The sequence below is a fragment of the Caulobacter sp. FW305-C-30-S16 genome (genome assembly GCF_058783025.1).
The window spans coordinates 17,664-33,672 of record NZ_JBYSYH010000006.1 but is presented as its reverse complement, the minus strand read 5'-3'; the positions used below and the strand labels follow the sequence as shown (position 1 = coordinate 33,672).

General features: G+C 66.1%; 14 protein-coding genes. 4 read left to right on the top strand and 10 right to left on the bottom strand.

From position 1 onward, the window contains the following. Positions 1-588, top strand: a 588-nt coding sequence (locus tag AC3WJT_RS17270) for a phage integrase SAM-like domain-containing protein (RefSeq protein ID WP_492344373.1), incomplete at its 5' end; no start/stop codon positions are given. A 129-nt stretch (positions 589-717) separates the two neighbouring features. Further along, complete coding sequence (locus AC3WJT_RS17265) at positions 718-1,314, top strand: site-specific integrase (RefSeq protein WP_492344372.1); 597 nt, start codon at positions 718-720, stop codon at positions 1,312-1,314. Here the strand turns inward: AC3WJT_RS17265 and AC3WJT_RS17260 are convergent. From AC3WJT_RS17260 to AC3WJT_RS17220, 9 genes are all read right to left on the bottom strand, one after another. Next, positions 1,268-2,587 carry an MFS transporter gene (locus AC3WJT_RS17260; protein WP_492344371.1) on the bottom strand — a complete coding sequence of 440 codons (1,320 nt, stop codon included), beginning with the start codon at positions 2,585-2,587 and terminating at the stop codon, positions 1,268-1,270. The genes AC3WJT_RS17265 and AC3WJT_RS17260 overlap by 47 nt on opposite strands. Before the next feature lie 35 nt (positions 2,588-2,622). Next, entirely contained in the window at positions 2,623-3,072 is a 450-nt protein-coding gene (locus tag AC3WJT_RS17255; RefSeq protein WP_492344370.1) for a DUF411 domain-containing protein, read from the bottom strand. A gap of 14 nt (positions 3,073-3,086) precedes the next feature. Next, positions 3,087-3,680, bottom strand: a complete 594-nt coding sequence (locus AC3WJT_RS17250; protein WP_492344369.1) for a methyltransferase family protein — start codon at positions 3,678-3,680, stop codon at positions 3,087-3,089. Positions 3,681-3,747: 67 nt separating this feature from the next. Continuing rightward, positions 3,748-5,772, bottom strand: coding sequence for a heavy metal translocating P-type ATPase (locus AC3WJT_RS17245; RefSeq protein WP_492344368.1), 2,025 nt, complete (start codon positions 5,770-5,772; stop codon positions 3,748-3,750). A gap of 114 nt (positions 5,773-5,886) precedes the next feature. Next, positions 5,887-6,216 carry a DUF190 domain-containing protein gene (locus AC3WJT_RS17240; protein WP_492344367.1) on the bottom strand — a complete coding sequence of 110 codons (330 nt, stop codon included), beginning with the start codon at positions 6,214-6,216 and terminating at the stop codon, positions 5,887-5,889. A 59-nt stretch (positions 6,217-6,275) separates the two neighbouring features. Continuing rightward, positions 6,276-9,521: an efflux RND transporter permease subunit gene (locus AC3WJT_RS17235; protein WP_492344366.1), complete on the bottom strand. Its 3,246-nt coding sequence runs from the start codon at positions 9,519-9,521 to the stop codon at positions 6,276-6,278. Positions 9,522-9,524: 3 nt separating this feature from the next. Continuing rightward, a complete protein-coding gene (locus tag AC3WJT_RS17230) occupies positions 9,525-10,679 on the bottom strand; it encodes an efflux RND transporter periplasmic adaptor subunit (protein WP_492344365.1) in 1,155 nt (384 codons plus the stop codon). Further along, entirely contained in the window at positions 10,676-11,911 is a 1,236-nt protein-coding gene (locus AC3WJT_RS17225; RefSeq protein ID WP_492344364.1) for a TolC family protein, read from the bottom strand. Before AC3WJT_RS17225 ends, AC3WJT_RS17230 begins: the two co-directional genes overlap by 4 nt. A 450-nt stretch (positions 11,912-12,361) precedes the next feature. Beyond that, positions 12,362-13,021 (bottom strand): cation efflux transmembrane domain-containing protein, encoded by a 660-nt coding sequence (locus tag AC3WJT_RS17220; RefSeq protein ID WP_492344363.1) that lies wholly within the window; start codon positions 13,019-13,021, stop codon positions 12,362-12,364. A 73-nt stretch (positions 13,022-13,094) separates the two neighbouring features. Here AC3WJT_RS17220 and AC3WJT_RS17215 point away from each other — a divergent pair, with 73 nt between their 5' ends. Beyond that, positions 13,095-13,517, top strand: a complete 423-nt coding sequence (locus AC3WJT_RS17215) for a MerR family transcriptional regulator (protein WP_488902300.1) — start codon at positions 13,095-13,097, stop codon at positions 13,515-13,517. Positions 13,518-13,541: 24 nt separating this feature from the next. On the opposite strand, the gene AC3WJT_RS17210 is transcribed toward AC3WJT_RS17215, so the two are convergent. After that, positions 13,542-15,524, bottom strand: coding sequence for an FTR1 family protein (locus tag AC3WJT_RS17210; RefSeq protein ID WP_492344362.1), 1,983 nt, complete (start codon positions 15,522-15,524; stop codon positions 13,542-13,544). Positions 15,525-15,663: 139 nt separating this feature from the next. Here AC3WJT_RS17210 and AC3WJT_RS17205 point away from each other — a divergent pair, with 139 nt between their 5' ends. Beyond that, a complete protein-coding gene (locus AC3WJT_RS17205) occupies positions 15,664-16,008 on the top strand; it encodes a hypothetical protein (RefSeq protein WP_492344361.1) in 345 nt (114 codons plus the stop codon). Position 16,009 lies beyond the last annotated feature (1 nt).

Here is a 16,009-nt window from a genome sequence, read left to right as displayed (position 1 = left end):
AAGACTCACTGGGTTCGGTCATTGGGGACCGGCTATCGCGACGAGGCTGTTCGAAGGGCGAGGATCGCTGCCGCTGATTTCGAACGGATGCTCATGGAGGCCGAGGGTCGGTCCGAGCCGACTGATCGTCGTCGGATCATTCCGGCCAACAGACCCGAGCCCTCGCTGCCGGTGCGTCCCGAAAAGACGTTCCGAGACCTCTTCGATCTCTTCATGGCCGACCCATCTCGGACCCGCGTTCGAAAGACCGATATGGTCTACGCGACGCTGTTCGACATGGCATCGGGTCTGTGGGGCGCAGACAGGCCCCTACGCGCCATCGACAGGGAAGCCTGTCGTGATCTCCTCGATCTCCTGCGTTGGCTGCCCTCAAACCCCACCAAGCGGTTCCCGAAGCTCTCAGCGGTCCAGGCCGCCAAGATGGCCAAGGCCAAGGGTCTGACCTCAACGCTCAGTCCTGCCTCCATAAATGGCTACCTCAACAAGCTGAGGGCGATGCTGAACTTCGCCGTCCGCGAGGAACTGCTGGAGCGGAACCCAGCCAAGGGTCTCGCCGTGGTCGATCCAGTTCGGAGTCGGGACAAGTGACTCCCCTTCAGCACTGAGCAGCTTCGCCTGATTTTCAACGCGCCGCTCTACACGGGCTGTGTCGATGACTGGTTCGGCTATGCCGTTCCCGGTCCCAATCATCCACGTCGGGGACGCTTCTGGGTGCCGTTGATCGGCCTGTTCGCCGGGCTCCGGCTAAACGAAGCCGCTCAACTCGATACCGCTGACATTCAGGTCGTCGAGGGCGTGGATTGCATCTTCGTCAGTGCAGGGATGGAGACCCCGGAGAACGACAAGCGGCTCAAGACCACGAGTAGCGAGCGATACATCCCGATCCACCCGACGCTCAGACAGATCGGCTTCCTGGAGTTCGTGGCTGAACGTCGGCGGACCGGCGGTCGGAAGCTCTTTCCGGAGTTGGGCATGTCATCGACGGGCTACTACAGCGACCCGTTCTCGAAGTGGTTCAGGCGGTTCCTGGAGCGGGCGAGAGCCGCGAGACCCAAGACCTGCTTCCACAGCTTCCGGCACTGCTACCGGGACGCATTGCGCGAAGCGCGGATCGAGCATGACATCGGGCTGGCACTGGGCGGCTGGACCTCTGCCGGTGGTAAGGAGGGCGCGGAGACCGCCGCCTCCTATGGTCGGGGATACCGACTTGCGACGCTGGCCGAGGCGATGAAGCGGATAGAGTATCGGGGTCTCGATCTGACACACCTCATCCGACCGGCGACCTCGGCCACTTCTGGTGGCGGTCGTCGATGATGTAGGCGTGGACGTGGGCGCCGCCCTCGGCGTCCGTCCAGTGGGGATCGTCCGGCGCAAGATCGGGATGGCTGTGAGGAAGCTCTGCCGGGTCTCGCACGGGCCAGATCAGCACGGCGAGGATCGCGCCCGCGAGGCAGAGCACCGCCATGACCAGGAACGCAGTGGAGAGACCTGCCTTTGACCCGATGAAACCGGCCAGCGGATAGGCTAGCAGCCAACAGGCATGGCTGAGGGCGAATTGCGCGGCGAACAGGGCGGGCCGGTCCTCGGCGTGGGCGGAGCGGCGGAGCGTCCGCCCTGATGGCGTGATGGTTAGGGAATAGCCAAAGCCGATCACGACCCACAGGCCAAGCAGCGCCGGATAACTGGTCGCCAGAAATGGACCCGCGAGCAAGGCCGCGCCCATGATGAGGGAGCCGGTCAACATTGCGGTTCGGTCCCCCAGGCTGGCGGCCAGTCGGCTCAGCAGAACCGCCGCGCTGATGGACCCCAGACCAAAGGCGCCCAAGGCCCAGGCGGTCTCGCGGTCGCCCAGACCGAAGCTGGATCGCACCAGCACGACCGTGTTGACGAACACCATGGCGCCGCCCGCAGCCGTCGCCAGCGAGATCGCCAGAAGGCCCCTGAGGCGGGGCGTCAGGGCGAAGAGCCTCACCCCGGCGGTTAGCCGCTGGATGAACGGCTTGGGCGTCGCGACAGAGAGCGCAGGAAGGGTCGCGGTGATGACCAGGGCCGCCGACAGCAGGAAGCCGATGGTCGTGCCGCCGAACAGATCATTGAACGGAAGGACCAACAGCAGCAGAGCAGCCAGCGTCGGGCTGACGATGCTCTCCAGGTCGGCGGCGAGCCGGGAAAGCGAGAGGGCCTTGGTGTAGTTCGCCTCGTCAGGGAGCAAGTCGGGGATCATCGCCTGGAAGGCTGGCGTGAAGGCCGCCGAGGCCACGTAGAGGACGGTCATCAGGGCGTAGACCTGCCATGCGCTGTCCACGAACGGCAGGCAGGCGGCGACCCCGGCCCTGATCAGATCGAGACCCACGAGCAGCAGCTTCCTGGGAAGACGGGCGACCAGTGCGCTGGCGAAGGGCGCCACCACCACATAGGCGACCATCTTGATCGCCAGGGCGGCGCCCAGAACCTCGCCCGCGCTGGCCCCGGCGATATCGTGGGCCAGCAGGCCAAGGGCGACCGTCGCCAGACCCGTGCCCAGCAGAGCCGACACCTGGGCCAGGAACAGGTGGCGGTAGGCGGGGTTTCGGAGCGGGGAAAACATCGGTCTTTATCGTCAAACCATAGGAACAGAGGTCGTCATCCGTGCCGCGCGTAGACCCGCGACTTGCCGCCTTTCAGCAGGAGCAGGGTCTGGAAGGGCTCCTTCACACCGCCCGGTCCTTCCATGCCCGGCGAGCCGAACGGCATTCCGGGGACGGACAGGCCGATGGCGTCAGGCCCTTCCTTCAGCAGCCGTTCGACATCGGCGGGCGGCACATGGCCGACCGCGAAATAGGTGCCGATGGTCGCCACATGACAGGACGACAGTTCGTCGGGGACGCCGCGCGCGCGCGAGAGCGGGCTGATATCGTCCACGTTGACGACCTTCGGGCGAAAGCCCGCCTTGGCCATGGCTGAAACCCATCCGCCGCAGCAGGGACAGGAGGCGGTCTTGTAGACCACGAGGTCACGGGTTGGTGCGGCCTCGGCGCAGGACGCAGAGACCAGACCGGCAAAGCCCGCGAGAACCGTTCGACGACCAAGCATGGGATTTCTCCGTCCTATCCAGCCAGGACCCAGCGCGGCGTTTGCCGACGGTAGTCCTCGTAGTCCGCCCCGAGCATACGCCCGAGGTGGTCTTCTTCCAGTCGCACCTGCTCCTGCATGAGCACCTCGCCCAGCAGGAAGGCGGCCAGGGTCGCGGCGTTCGGCCAGACCAGCAGCAGGCCGAAGAGATTGATCCGCATGGAGAGGAAGATCGGGTTGCGGGTGCGGGCAAACACGCCGGTCTGAACGATGGCGGTTCGGCGCCCGGTGTCGATGCCGATCCGCCATGACCGACCCATCTGGGCCTGGGCGACGACGATCAGGACGAGCGACGCCACGAGTAGTCCCGCACCAGCGATCCGAGCGGCGGTGTGGTCCAACCAAGGCAGCGGGCCGAACAATTCCACCGGCAGCCAGAGAGCGGCGATCAGCATCGCGAAGAGGCCCAGGATCAGCAGCCGGAAGCCCTTGGAAACGACGCCATAGGCGCTGTCGTGGAACGGCAGGACCAGGGCGTTGATCCGCTCAGCCCGCCACAGACGCCACGTCGGCCAGACGAACGCGATGGCGAAGAAGGCGAGGTAGTAGCCCAGCAGTGCGAATTGCATCGTCCTGGCCTCGTGCGTGGACCCTTTGATGTAGGTCCTCTAGTGACTAGAGGAGCAAGCGGTTCTGTCAGGCGGTTTTGTCCCGATAGGCCAGCAGTCTCAGGGCATTGGCCACGACCAGCAGGGTCGAGCCTTCGTGAAAGATCACCGCCGCGCCGATCTTCAGGCCGAACAGGGTCGCCGGGATCAGGACCGCGACCATCCCGAGGCTGACCCAAAGGTTCTGTTTGATAATGCCGCTAGTCTTCCGGCTCAGGCCGACCGCGAACGGCAGGTGATTGAGGTCGTCGGCCATCAGGGCCACGTCGGCAGTTTCAAGGGCCACGTCGGAGCCTGCCGCGCCCATGGCGATCCCGACCGTGGCGTTGGCCAGGGCGGGCGCGTCGTTCACGCCATCGCCGATCATGGCGACCCTGCCCTCGCTGGCCTTCATCCCCTTGATGATCCGAACCTTGTCTTCGGGCATCAGTCCGCCCATCGCTTCGTCCAGGCCGAGCTTGGCGGCGATGGCGTCGGCCACGGATTGGTTGTCGCCCGACAGCATGACGATGCGGGTGATCCCTATGGCGCGGAGGCGAGCGATAACCCCCTCGGCGGCAGGACGGGCGGTGTCCATCACACCGATGGCCCCAAGGTATCGGTCGCCGGATTTGACGACCATCACCGTTCGACCGCTCGTTTCCAGCCGCTGGATTTCACTCCAAAGGGCGTCGGAGGGTTTGGCGCCGGAGCCGCTTTCGAACAGCTTGGGCTTGCCGATCACCACCGTTTGACCCGCCACGGTGGCTTGCACGCCCTGGCCGGTCAGGCTCTGAACGTCGTCGGCCACCGGCACGGGATGGTCCATTAGCCGATCGCCGCCGTCGCGCACGACCGCCGCCGCCAGCGGATGATCGCTCAGCCGTTCCACGGCGACGGCGACGGCGAGGAGTTCCCGCTCATCGACTCCTTCGGCGGTCGCCACGTCGGTGATCCTCGGCTTGCCCTCGGTGAGAGTGCCGGTCTTGTCGAAGGCGATGGCGGTCAGCGTGCCTAGGTTTTCCAGCGGACCGCCGCCCTTCACCAGAACGCCGCCCCTGGCCGCCCGCGCCACGGCGCTGAGGACCGCGCTGGGCACCGAGATCGCCAGGGCGCACGGGCTTGCGGCCACCAGGACCGCCATGGCGCGATAGAAGCTCACGCTGAAGGGTTCGTCGATGACCACCCAGGCCAGCATGAGGAGGCCGACGCCCGCCAGCACGGACGGCACGAAGATGCGCTCGAAGCGGTTGGTGAACTGCTGGGTCGGCGACTGTTGGGCCTCGGCCTCGGCGACCATCTTCACCACGCGGGCCAGGGTGGTCTCGGACGCCTTGCGGGCGACGCGCACATCCAGAGCGCCGGAACCATTGATCGTGCCCGCGAAGACGCGATGCTCCGGGCCGGCCTTGTCGAAATCCAGGGCGGGGTCAGACGCAGCGCGCTTATCGACGGGCACGCTTTCGCCGGTGATCGGCGCCTGATCGACACTGGTCTCCCCCAGCACGACGACGCCATCAGACGGCATGCGCTCGTTTGGCCGGACCACCACGATGTCGCCGACCACAAGGTCCTGGACCGGAATGTCCTCTGTCGTCTCCCCGCGCCGGACCGTCGCCGTTTCAGGAGCCAGCTTGGCAAGGGCCTCGATGGCCCGCCGCGCCCGTCCCATGGCGTAGTGTTCCAGCGCGTGGCCGGTGCTGAACAGGAACAGCAACAGGGCGCCCTCGGCCCACTGGCCCAGGGCGGCGGCGCCAGCGGCGGCGACCAGCATCAGGGTGTCGATCTCGAAGCGACGCTTGAAGATGTTGCCGACCGCTTCCCGGAGCGTGAAGTAGCCGCCGAACCCGTAGGCCGCGACGTAGAAGGCCAGCGGGATAAAGCCCTCCACGCGCTGGCCGACGAGCCAGCCGACGAGCAGCATCGCGCCGGACAGGCCCGCGAAGATCAGTTCAGTGCGTTCGCCAAAGATGCCGCCGTGGTTTTGGTCATGGGCGCCTTCGGCGTGACCGTGGCCTTCGTGTTCATCTGGCGCCTTTGAGGGAACGGCGACCTGGTGGTTGTCATCGGCCATCTTGGATCTCGGCGTCGGTGAAAACGGCTTGGCCCGATGGGTTGGGCCTAATGTGTGGCCGCTCATGCATGCTCTAGCGACTAGAGGAGCAAGCCTTCTCTGCGCATGCTTGGTTTAACCGCCCTTCGCCGGCGGCCAGCGCAGCACCTCGACGGCTTCCAGGGTGATCGGCCCCAGGTGTTCGAGGTCGGCGAGGGTTTCGACGAAGGCGCGCAACTTGGCGTCCTCGTCGATGATCTCGATGACGACCGACTGATCATCATCGAGCACATTGCGGCGGTGCATGTTGGGGGTGTGGCCAAAGCCCAGCAGGGCCTGAAGCACTGTCGCCCCGGCGACCTTGGCGGCCCGCGCACGGCCGGCCACCACCTCGAACACCTTGCGGTCGCCGAAATAGGCGGCCTCGTCGGTGTAGATCCTCAAGAGCTTGAAAGAGCTGTTCATCGCGTGTCTCCGAATGAGAAATGCCCGCGCCGCCAGGATCGACGGCGCGGGCCTATCGCCTATTCCGCAGGAGCCAGGGCCGGCGCGGGGTCTTCACTCCAGGCCGGATTGGGCCGTTCTGTCCAACCCAGCACCACCCGGCTGATCGCCGGCAGCACTAGGAGGGTCAGGGCCGTGGCCGTGATCAGGCCGCCGATGACCACCATGGCCAACGGCTTCTGGACTTCCGCCCCCGTTCCGTGCGCCAGCGCCATGGGCAGGAAGCCAATTGCCGGCACCAGGCCGGTCATGATCACGGGACGAACCCGCTCCATGCAGCCGTCGATGATCGCCGTCGACAGTTCGATCCCGTCCTCAAGCCGCTGGCGGATGCTGGACATGACCACCAGGCCGTTGAGCACGGCGACGCCAGAGAGGCAGATAAAGCCCACCGCCGCCGAAACCGAGAAGGCGATGCCGGTCAATGCCAGGGCGAACACTCCGCCGGCCAGTCCGAGCGGCACCGCCGCGAACACCGAAACGGCTCGACCGAACGTCCCCACTGCCAGGAAGAGAACCGCGAAGATGGCCAGGAAGCAGATCGGCACCACGATGGCGAGCCGGTCCGAGGCGGCCTTGAGGTTCTGGAACTGCCCGCCCCATTCGAGCCAGGAGCCGGTCGGCAGAGCGACCGCCTCCACCTTTGGCATGGCCTCCCTCACGAACGAACCCACATCTCGACCGCGCACGTTGGCCTGAATGACAACCCGCCGCTTTCCATTCTCGCGGCTGATCTGGTTCAGACCTTCGGTGAACCGGAACTGTGCGACCTGGCGTAGCGGCACGGAATGCCGGGTCTGCCCTGGCTCCTCCGGCATCATGATGGGCAAGGCGCCCAGTGCGTCGAGATCGTTGCGGCTGCCCTGCGGCACCCTCACGACCACGCTGAAGCGACGGTCACCTTCGAACAACTGTCCGGCTTCGCGCCCGCCCATGGCGGCGGCCACGGTGTCCGCCACCTCTTCCACGGTCAGGCCCAGACGGGCGATGGCGGCCCGGTCGAAGATAACGTCCAACGAAGGTGCGCCGCTGGTCTGTTCGACCTTCACATCCGCCGCCCCCGGGGTTGACTGCAAGACCGCGCCGATCCGGTTCGCCGTCGCGGTCAACTTGTCCAGGTCGTCGCCGTAGAGCTTGATCGCCACGTCGCCCCGGACGCCGGCGATCAACTCGTTGAAGCGCAGTTCTATGGGCTGGCTCAACTCGTAACCCTGGCCGACCTGGGCGTTGGCGGCGGCCTCGACTCGTTCGAGCACATCCTCCTTGGTCTTGACCCCCGCCGGCCAATCCTCCTGTGGTTTCAGGATGATGAAACCGTCAGAGATGTTGGGCGGCATCGGGTCGGTGGCGACCTCGGCCGTGCCGGTTTTGGAAAACATCATCAGCACTTCGGGAAGGCTGGTGATTGCCTGTTCGACCCCCCGCTGCATCCGCACGGACTGTTCGAGCGCCGTGGATGGAATGCGTTGCGAAGCCATCGCCAGGTTCCGCTCATCAAGCGTCGGAATGAACTCCTGGCCTAGCAGCGTGAAGATAAAGCCGGCCAGGACGAAGATCCCGACCCCCGCGCCAATGAAGGGCAGCGGGCGGGCGACCGCTCGCCGAAGGATCGGCTCATAGCGCGCCTTGATCCAGCGGATCGCGAACACTTCCTTTTCCGCGACCTTGTTGCGGATCAGGAGCGCCACCATCGCCGGGACGAAAGTGATCGAGAGGACGAAGGCGGCGACCAGGGCCAGCATGAGGGTGATGGCCATGGGCGAGAAAGTCTTGCCCTCGACCCCCTGGAAGGTCAGCAGAGGCGCGAACACCAGCAGGATGATGGCTTGGCCGAAAACAGTCGGCTTGATCATCTCCTGGGTGGCTAGTGTGGTCTCCTCCAGGCGTTCGCGGAGGTTCAGCAAGCGGCCTTCATGATGCTGTCGTTCGGCGAGCCGTCTGAGACAGTTCTCGATGATGATCACCGCGCCATCGACGATCAGGCCGAAGTCGAGGGCGCCAAGGCTCATCAGATTGCCGGACACGCCCATGTAGTTCATGCCGATGGCGGTCATGAAGAACGAGATCGGGATGATCAGCACCGCGATCAGGGCGGCGCGGACATTACCCAGCAGCAGGAACAGGGCAATCGCGACGAGGATCGCCCCCTCCATCAGATTGCGCTGAACGGTGGCGATGGTCGCATTGACCAGTTTGGACCGATCCAGCGTGGGCGAGACCTTGATCCCCGGTGGCAACGACCGCTCTAGCGTCTTGAGCCTGTCGCCGACGGCGCGGGCTACCGTGCGGCTGTTTTCGCCGATGAGCATCAGGGTAGTGCCGATAACTACCTCATGACCGTTCATGGTCGCGGCGCCGGTGCGCAGCTCGCCGCCCAGCCGGACGACAGCTACATCCCTGATAGACACCGGGACTCCGCCGCGAGTGGCGACGATGGCTTCCTCGATCTGCGACAGGCTGCGGATACGGGCGTCGGCGCGGACGAGATAGGCCTCGCCCGCCCGTTCCATGAAGTTTGCGCCGACCGACAGGTTAGCGGCCTCCAGCGCCTTGGCGAGTTCGCTGAACGAAACGCCATACTGCGCCAGACGAACCGGGTCGGGCTCGACGACATACTGTTTCTCGAATCCGCCGATGGTGTCCACACCCGCGACGCCGGCGACCGACCGCAGCTGGGGCGCGATGATCCAGTCCTGCACAGTGCGCAGATAGGCGGCCCTCGAAACCTCATCGGTCAGCCGATCCCCTTCTGGCGTCAGGAACGACCCGTCGCTCTGCCAGCCAGGCTGGCCGTTGCGCACGGTCGCGCCCTTTCCGCCCGGGTTGGCGTAGTCGATGGCATACATGAAGACCTCGCCCAGCCCGGTGGTGACCGGTCCGATCTGGGGCTGGACGCCCTCGGGTAGGCTGTCACGCGCCTGGGCGATACGTTCGCTGACCTGCTGGCGGGCGAAGTAGAGATCGACGTTTTCGTCGAAGATCGCGGTGACTTGCGAAAAGCCGTTGCGGGAAAGGGAGCGGGTCGTTTGCAGACCCGGAATGCCGGCCAGCGCGGTCTCGACCGGGAAGGTGACCCGTTTTTCGATTTCGACGGGCGAAAGTGACGCATCGAGCGTGTTGATCTGCACCTGTTTGTTGGTGATGTCGGGGACGGCGTCGATGGGCAGCCGGGTAAGCTGGAACACGCCGTAGGCGGAAACGATCAGTGTGAGCGCGATGATCATCCATCGCGACCGCACCGACAGGGCCATGAGGTTGGCGATCATGACCTAGTGCTCCTCGCCTTCGCCCTTGCCCATCTCAGCCTTCAGGAGGAAGGCGTTGCGGGTGGCGATGGATTGGCCGGCAGTGAGGCCGGAGGTGATTTGCGCGCGACCGCCGCCTCGCTGGCCGACGATCACGGCGACCGCCTTGAAGCCGGCGGCGGTCCTGACGAACACCACCTCGCGACCTTCCACGGTCTGGATAGCTTCCTCGGGCACGGTGACGCCGCCCGACGCTTGGGCGTCCGCCGTGTAGATGCGAACGGAGACGGCCTGGCCCGGCCGCAGGCCGGTCGTGATGGCCGGACTCAACAACACGGTCGCCGAGCGGCTTTCCAGATCGACGCCGGGCGTGATTGAACGGACCACCGCGTCGATCTCACCATCGGGCAGATGGATGCGGGCACGGTCGCCGGGTTTGATCCGGGCCGCGTCCGGCCCCGATACCGACGCTTCGATGTCGATCTGGCTGCTGTTGGCGACGCGGAACAGCTCCGTCCCTGCGGGCACGAAGGCACCCAACACGGCCGGCGCCGAGGTGAGGCGTCCGCTGATTGGGCTGACGACTCCTGTGCTGCGGCCGTCACCGGACACTCGGGCGGCGGCGGCGGCGGCGGCGGTGCGTCGGGCCTCAGCTTCCGCCTCCGCCAGCGCGGTTTGGGCCGCTTCGAGGTCCTGACGGGCGGTGATCTGGGCGTCGAACAGCCTTTGCTCGCGCGCCAGGACCTGACGTGCGGCGGTCAGTCTCGCCTGGGCGGCTGAACGCTCGGCCACGATGGTTGAGGCCTCACGGCTTTCGATCAGGGCGACGATCTGCCCAGCCCGGACGCTATCTCCTAGGCGCAGCGAAATGCGGCTGACGACCCCGTCGGCGCGCGCCGCCAGCACGGCCTCGCCGTGAGGTGTCCCGACGACGGTGCCCTGGGCAAGAACTTCGGCGCTCAACGAGCCGGTTTCGACGGGGGCCAGCACAATGTTCGCCGCCAGGATGCGGGCTCCGCTGATCTCGATCCCTTCTCCGGCGCCATGGGCGGCCTCTGCGGCCTCCGGCGCGGCTTCGGGCTTGGGCCGGGTCATGCTCCAGCCGGTTAGGCCGGCGCCGAGCAACACCACGGCGGCGGCCGCGCCCAGCAAGAGGCGTTTGTTGGTCGGGGTCTTCATTGGGCGGTTCCTTCGGTTTCGTTGGCGCGCACGAGCGCGGCCAGGGCGATGGCGCGGTCGAGCTCGGCGGTGATCAGATCGGATTGGAGGCTGTTGAGGGCGGCTTCGGCGTCCAGAACGTCGAGCAAGGTGAAGCGGCCGGCGGCGAAGCCTTCACGGGCGATCCGGACGGCCTCCAGGGCCTCCGGCTCCGCCCGCTTCTCCAGAAACTCCAGGCGGGCTTCGGCGGTCTGAAGCGCGGCTGACGCGTCCCGAGTGCGCCGTAGAGCTGCGGCCATCGCCGCGTTTCGACGGGCGTCGGCGCCGGTGCGCTCGGCGTTGGCGGCGGCGATGTTGCCCTGGTTGCGATCAAACAGGCCCAGAGGCATCGCCACGCCCACGACCAGCGCCGTCTCGTCCGATGCGGCGAGACGACGGCCGCCGACGCTGACCGTCACGTCGGGGCGGGAGAGGGTCCGTTCCCGGCGCTCGGCGGCAATGGCGGTCTCCAATTCAGCCTCAGCGAGCCGAACATCCAGCACAGCGGTTGGATCGAAGACCGATGCTGGGGCCGCCTCTTCGGCAGCGACCGGATCGGGCAAGTTTTCAGACCCGCCCCACAACGCGGCCAGTGCCCGCTGGGCCGCCGCATAGTCGGCTTCAGCCGCCCGGACCCGCCCCACCGTCTCCAGTGTGACGGTGCGCGCCCGCAAGGCCCGAAGCGGCGGCTCTCGGCCGGCCTCCACGAGCGTGACGGCGATCTTCTGCAGGCTCTCGGCGCGGATGAACTGGTTTCTCGCCAGGTCAACACGACGCTTGGCAGCGACGGCTTGGGCGAAGGCTTCTCGAACCTCTTTAGCCAGATCCGCGCGGGCGATCCGAAGCCGGAGCCCCGCCGTCCCGACTTCGGCGCGGGCAGCGTTCAGGCGAGCGGAGCGTTTGCCGCCCAACTCGAAACGCTGTCCGATGGAGAGCGTGGTCTCGGCGGACTGAACGCCTGTCAGGCTGCCGGTGCCGCCGACGTTCTCGGTCGAAAGGTCGATTTCGGGGTTGGGCAACAGGCCGGCCTGCCGAGCGCGCCCTTCGGCGGCACGAACATCGGCTTCTGCGGCGGTGATGAGGGGAGACCCGGCCTGGGCGCGGTCAAGCGACTGGGTGAGAGTGATGGCTTCGGCGAATGCGCTGCTGGCGAAACTCGCCAACAGCATCGCGGCGCCGAAAGCGGCGCAGCGCGACAGGTATGGAGAAGACATGGAAGGTCCTGCTTCGGTTCTGACAAGGGCGGACGCGCACGGATGCGCGGGTCGCGGTCAGACTCGGGGCGGACGTTTCAGGGTTGGCTGGTTGGCCGATGGGGGTTGCGGGGCCGCAATGCGGTCCAGGGCCGCTGCCGTGTAGAGGGCAGTCGCGACCTGAACTTCCTCGCGCCCGGTCAGAGCAGACGCGTGGTGGCAGTGCCCGTGCGCGCAGACCGCATGATCCGGATCGGCGGAACCGCTGTCGCCATCGTCATGCCCTAGGTCGAGCAAACTGGCTTCCGCTGTCGCGGGCTCAGTTCCGCAAATTAGGCCGTCAGCGATGGGGCCGAAGGCGAGCATCAGGGCGCAGACGACCATCAGCGGTCTGGCGAGCCGCCCGATCAGTCGTGAAAGTTGCGCCGAGAGTGCCATGATGCCCCGAACTAGCTGTGTCGGCCCTTGGGATCAATGCGCTGCCGCGAGGGCGTCGCGGCGTTCGTCCAGGGCCTGAACGGTGATCGACCATGCCGATTGCAGGAAGACTGCCGCCAGGACGCCGCCCGCGATCAGATCGGGCCAACGGGAATGGGTCAGCCAGACCACGGCGCCGACGACGACCACAGCGAGGCACTGGATCAGGTCGTTGCGGGTGCAGAGCCAGACCGAGCGGACATTGGCGTCGCCATCGCGATATTTCGACAGCAGGATCGCCGCGACCAGATTGGCCGCCGCGCCGAACAGGCCCAGGCCCGAGATCGCGAAGCCTTCCGGCGGCACGCCGTGGACCGCACGCCAGATCGCGAAGCCGAGGACCGACACGGCTAACAGGCTGAGGCTCGCGCCCTTTACCAGGGCCGCGCGGCTGCGGATCGAGACGCTCTTGCCGATGACCCAGAGACTAAGGGCGTAGGTCGCGGCGTCGGCCAGGAAATCGAGGGCGTTCGCGGCGAGGGACGCCGATCCGGCCAGCAAGCCGCCCGAGGCCACGACGACGAACCCGACGAAGTTGATCGCGATTACCCAGCCGAGGACCCGGCGGTATTCCGGCGTCGCCCCGTCGAAGGGAGCGGTGTGACCACAGCAGCCGGACACGGCGGGTTTGGCGAGAGGAGTATCATGGGCCATGAACTGCTCCTACAAGCTCTAGCCACTAGAGGATCAAGCCCTATGTTGAGAGGACGCGTTTAGGAGTTTGACCATGCCCGACCTGTCCATCGGACGCCTTGCCAAGGAAGCCGAGGTCAAGGTTCCCACGATCCGATTTTACGAGCAGATCGGCCTGATGCCGACGCCCGCCCGGACCCAGAGCGATCAGCGGGTTTACGGTCCGGAGGCAATCCAACGCCTGCGGTTCATTCGGCATGCCCGTCAGCTTGGTTTCGAAATCAAGGATATCGAGGCCCTGCTGGGCTTGGCCGACCGTCCCAATCTCCCGTGCGCCGAGGCGGACCGTATCGCCCAAGACCATCTCGAAGCTGTCGATCAGAAGATCGACCAGCTTACCCGGCTACGCGCTGAACTGGTGCGGATGACCACCAACTGTGGCTTGGGTATCGCCGCCGACTGCAAGGTGATCGAGGTGCTCAGTGACCATCGGCTTTGCCAGGAAGACCGGCACTGACCGCCGGTCCATCGGCTCGGCCCCCTACGCCTCTTCCGACTGACGCTTGCGGCGATTGTAGACATAGCCAGCGATCAGGATGGCGACGACGGCAAGCTGCAATAGGACGGTCTGCCACGTCGGATAAAAGCCGACCAGATCGAGCTTCGGCAGTCCCGCGATCCGGGTAGCCGCAACTATCCCGGCTTCCTGAAGGGCCGCGAGACCCTTTCCTGCCAGAACGAAGGCCAGGATGGCGACCAGCGCCGCGCTGAAGGCGAAGAACTTGGCGATGGGGAGGCGGCTGCTGTAACGCAGCATGGCCCAGGCAATTGCCGCCAAGGCCGCCAGAGCCAGCCCCGAACCCCCCAGCACCGCGCCCGCCGTCTCCTTGCTCCACAGAGCGGCAAAGAACAGGATCGTCTCGAAGACTTCGCGATAGACCACCACGAAGGCCAGCAGGAACAGGAACCACGCCGAGCCCCGCGACAGGGCTTTGGACAGGCGTTCCCTGATGTATCGCTGCCAAGCGTCCGCCTGACTCTTCCCGTGCATCCATATCCCGACGCTCAGGAGAACGGCTGCAGCGAACAGGCCGCCGAAGCCCTCGGTCAACTCACGCTGCGCACCGCTGATGGAGATGAAGAAGGTTGCCGCCGCCCAGGTGAGGACACCGGCAGCAAGCGCGGCCACCCATCCACCGTGGACATAGGGGAGCACGTCCTGTCGCTCGGCCTTCTTGAGGAAGGCGATCATGGCGACGACGATCAGGAGAGCTTCGAGCCCCTCGCGCAGCAGGATGGTGAAGGCGCCGACGAACGCCGCCGTCGTGTCGGCCTGGGTCGGGGCAAGCACCGACTCGCCATCATCCAGAAGTCCCTCGATCAGAGTCGCCTGCTGCCGGACGCTATCGATGGAGCCGCCTCGACCGATCCGGGAACGGAACTCGCCCATCGCAGCCTCGATCCGGGCCAGAAGCTTGGGATCACGAGCGGCGATAGCGGGCTCGAACGGCTCGATGCCATCCAGGTAGGTGGATAGGGCCATGGCCCCCGCGTCGCGGGTCTTTCCGGCGGCGTAGGCGTTGACCGTGGCCCTCAGCTTGCTCCTGGCGAACGCCAGCGAGGCATCGCGCTTCTCGGCCAGCACACCGGGCGACCGCCGCAGATAGGCCATGAGGTCGTCAGCATTGCCGACTCCAACCGTCCGGGCCAGTTCCGCAGGTGTGGTCTTGGTCAGTGTTTCCAGGTTGGGGAACTGGCCGCGAAGGTCCGCGTCGGCCTTCCACAGCGCCGCGCCCCGGCTCCGGGCCTTCTCGTCCTGGGACAGGCCCCCAACATAGAAGGCCAACCCCCAGCGGTCGCCCGACGAAAGGTGGGCGAAGCTCGGCATCGCTGTCCCGTCCAGCCCCTGCTCGATGACCTGAAAGAGTCCGAACACGCTTCGGTTTCGTGCCCGATCCTGATCGGTGAACGCGATGGGCGCAGGGTCGAGCCCCTTCGCCATGGGGCCATGTCCGTCTCCAGTCGCGCCGTGGCAGGAAGCACAGTTTTCGCTGTAGAGGGCAGCTCCCCTCGCCAGATCGGGCGCCGTCGAGGGGGCCAGCGGCACCGGATAAGCCGCCAACAGCTCCGTCGCCAGCCCGTGGGCGAGATCGGCGACTTCGGCGGGCGACCGCTTCGCCTCGATAGCCTGTTTGAGGGCGCCGGCCTGCTTCAGCAGGTCCGGCTTGGCGTTGGTCGGCGGCAAAGTGGCCATCTGCACGACGACCGTCTCAGAGAACTCCTTCATCTCCGCGTATTCAGCGGCGCTGACGATACGCCCGTCTCGGACCGCGCCAGGATAGTCAACCGCCACATAGTCCAGCAGTCGCCAGATCGTCTCCGCCGGTGTGCCGGCCGCGAAGGCGGCGCTAGAGCCACTGAAGGCAATGACCACGGCGAGGCACAGCGCCGCCCAAAGGCTGTTGGGGGCGCCACGTTGACGAGGAGCGTCGAAGCCGCGCCAATCTGATTTCTGATTTCGCATGGAGCCGCCGTAACACCTCTAGCCACTGGAGGGTCAAGTCATATGCGAACGATTATCGATTACCCTATCGCCCTTGCGCTATTGAACCGCGTGGTCGCAGGCTGCATCTTGCGCCGTGAGGAGAAGTCGCCTGATCCGATTGCTGACCCTTCTGCTGATCTGGACTGCTGCACTGGCGTTACCGCTGGTCGCGGCGCCTTCGGCGCAGGCCATGATGAAGACGCCATGCCCGATGGAAACCAGCGGCATGTCGGCGGCTGCTCACGCCAATATGGACTGCTGCGAGCACGGCAATGGCGGTTCCGAGCAGAAGGCGCCCTGCAAACCCGGCATGGCCTGCTTCGCAACGGCGGCGGCGCTTCCAGCCTCCAGCGTTGAGGTTGCGGTCGTCTCCTTCGAACCCCTCGCTCCCGTCCAGTCCTCGACCCGGGCCTTGCAGTCCATACCGCCGGACCGAACCCTACGACCTCCCATCGCTTTCTGAC

Bases quoted from the DNA above. Each gene is read 5' to 3' on its own strand.
- AC3WJT_RS17210 (WP_492344362.1), bottom strand. From the start codon at position 15,524: ATGCGAAATCAGAAATCAGATTGGCGCGGCTTCGACGCTCCTCGTCAA.
- AC3WJT_RS17220 (WP_492344363.1), bottom strand. From the start codon at position 13,021: ATGGCCCATGATACTCCTCTCGCCAAACCCGCCGTGTCCGGCTGCTGT.
- AC3WJT_RS17240 (WP_492344367.1), bottom strand. From the start codon at position 6,216: ATGAACAGCTCTTTCAAGCTCTTGAGGATCTACACCGACGAGGCCGCC.
- AC3WJT_RS17255 (WP_492344370.1), bottom strand. From the start codon at position 3,072: ATGCTTGGTCGTCGAACGGTTCTCGCGGGCTTTGCCGGTCTGGTCTCT.
- AC3WJT_RS17250 (WP_492344369.1), bottom strand. From the start codon at position 3,680: ATGCAATTCGCACTGCTGGGCTACTACCTCGCCTTCTTCGCCATCGCG.
- AC3WJT_RS17245 (WP_492344368.1), bottom strand. From the start codon at position 5,772: ATGGCCGATGACAACCACCAGGTCGCCGTTCCCTCAAAGGCGCCAGAT.
- AC3WJT_RS17215 (WP_488902300.1), top strand. From the start codon at position 13,095: ATGCCCGACCTGTCCATCGGACGCCTTGCCAAGGAAGCCGAGGTCAAG.
- AC3WJT_RS17230 (WP_492344365.1), bottom strand. From the start codon at position 10,679: ATGAAGACCCCGACCAACAAACGCCTCTTGCTGGGCGCGGCCGCCGCC.
- AC3WJT_RS17235 (WP_492344366.1), bottom strand. From the start codon at position 9,521: ATGATCGCCAACCTCATGGCCCTGTCGGTGCGGTCGCGATGGATGATC.
- AC3WJT_RS17225 (WP_492344364.1), bottom strand. From the start codon at position 11,911: ATGTCTTCTCCATACCTGTCGCGCTGCGCCGCTTTCGGCGCCGCGATG.
- AC3WJT_RS17260 (WP_492344371.1), bottom strand. From the start codon at position 2,587: ATGTTTTCCCCGCTCCGAAACCCCGCCTACCGCCACCTGTTCCTGGCC.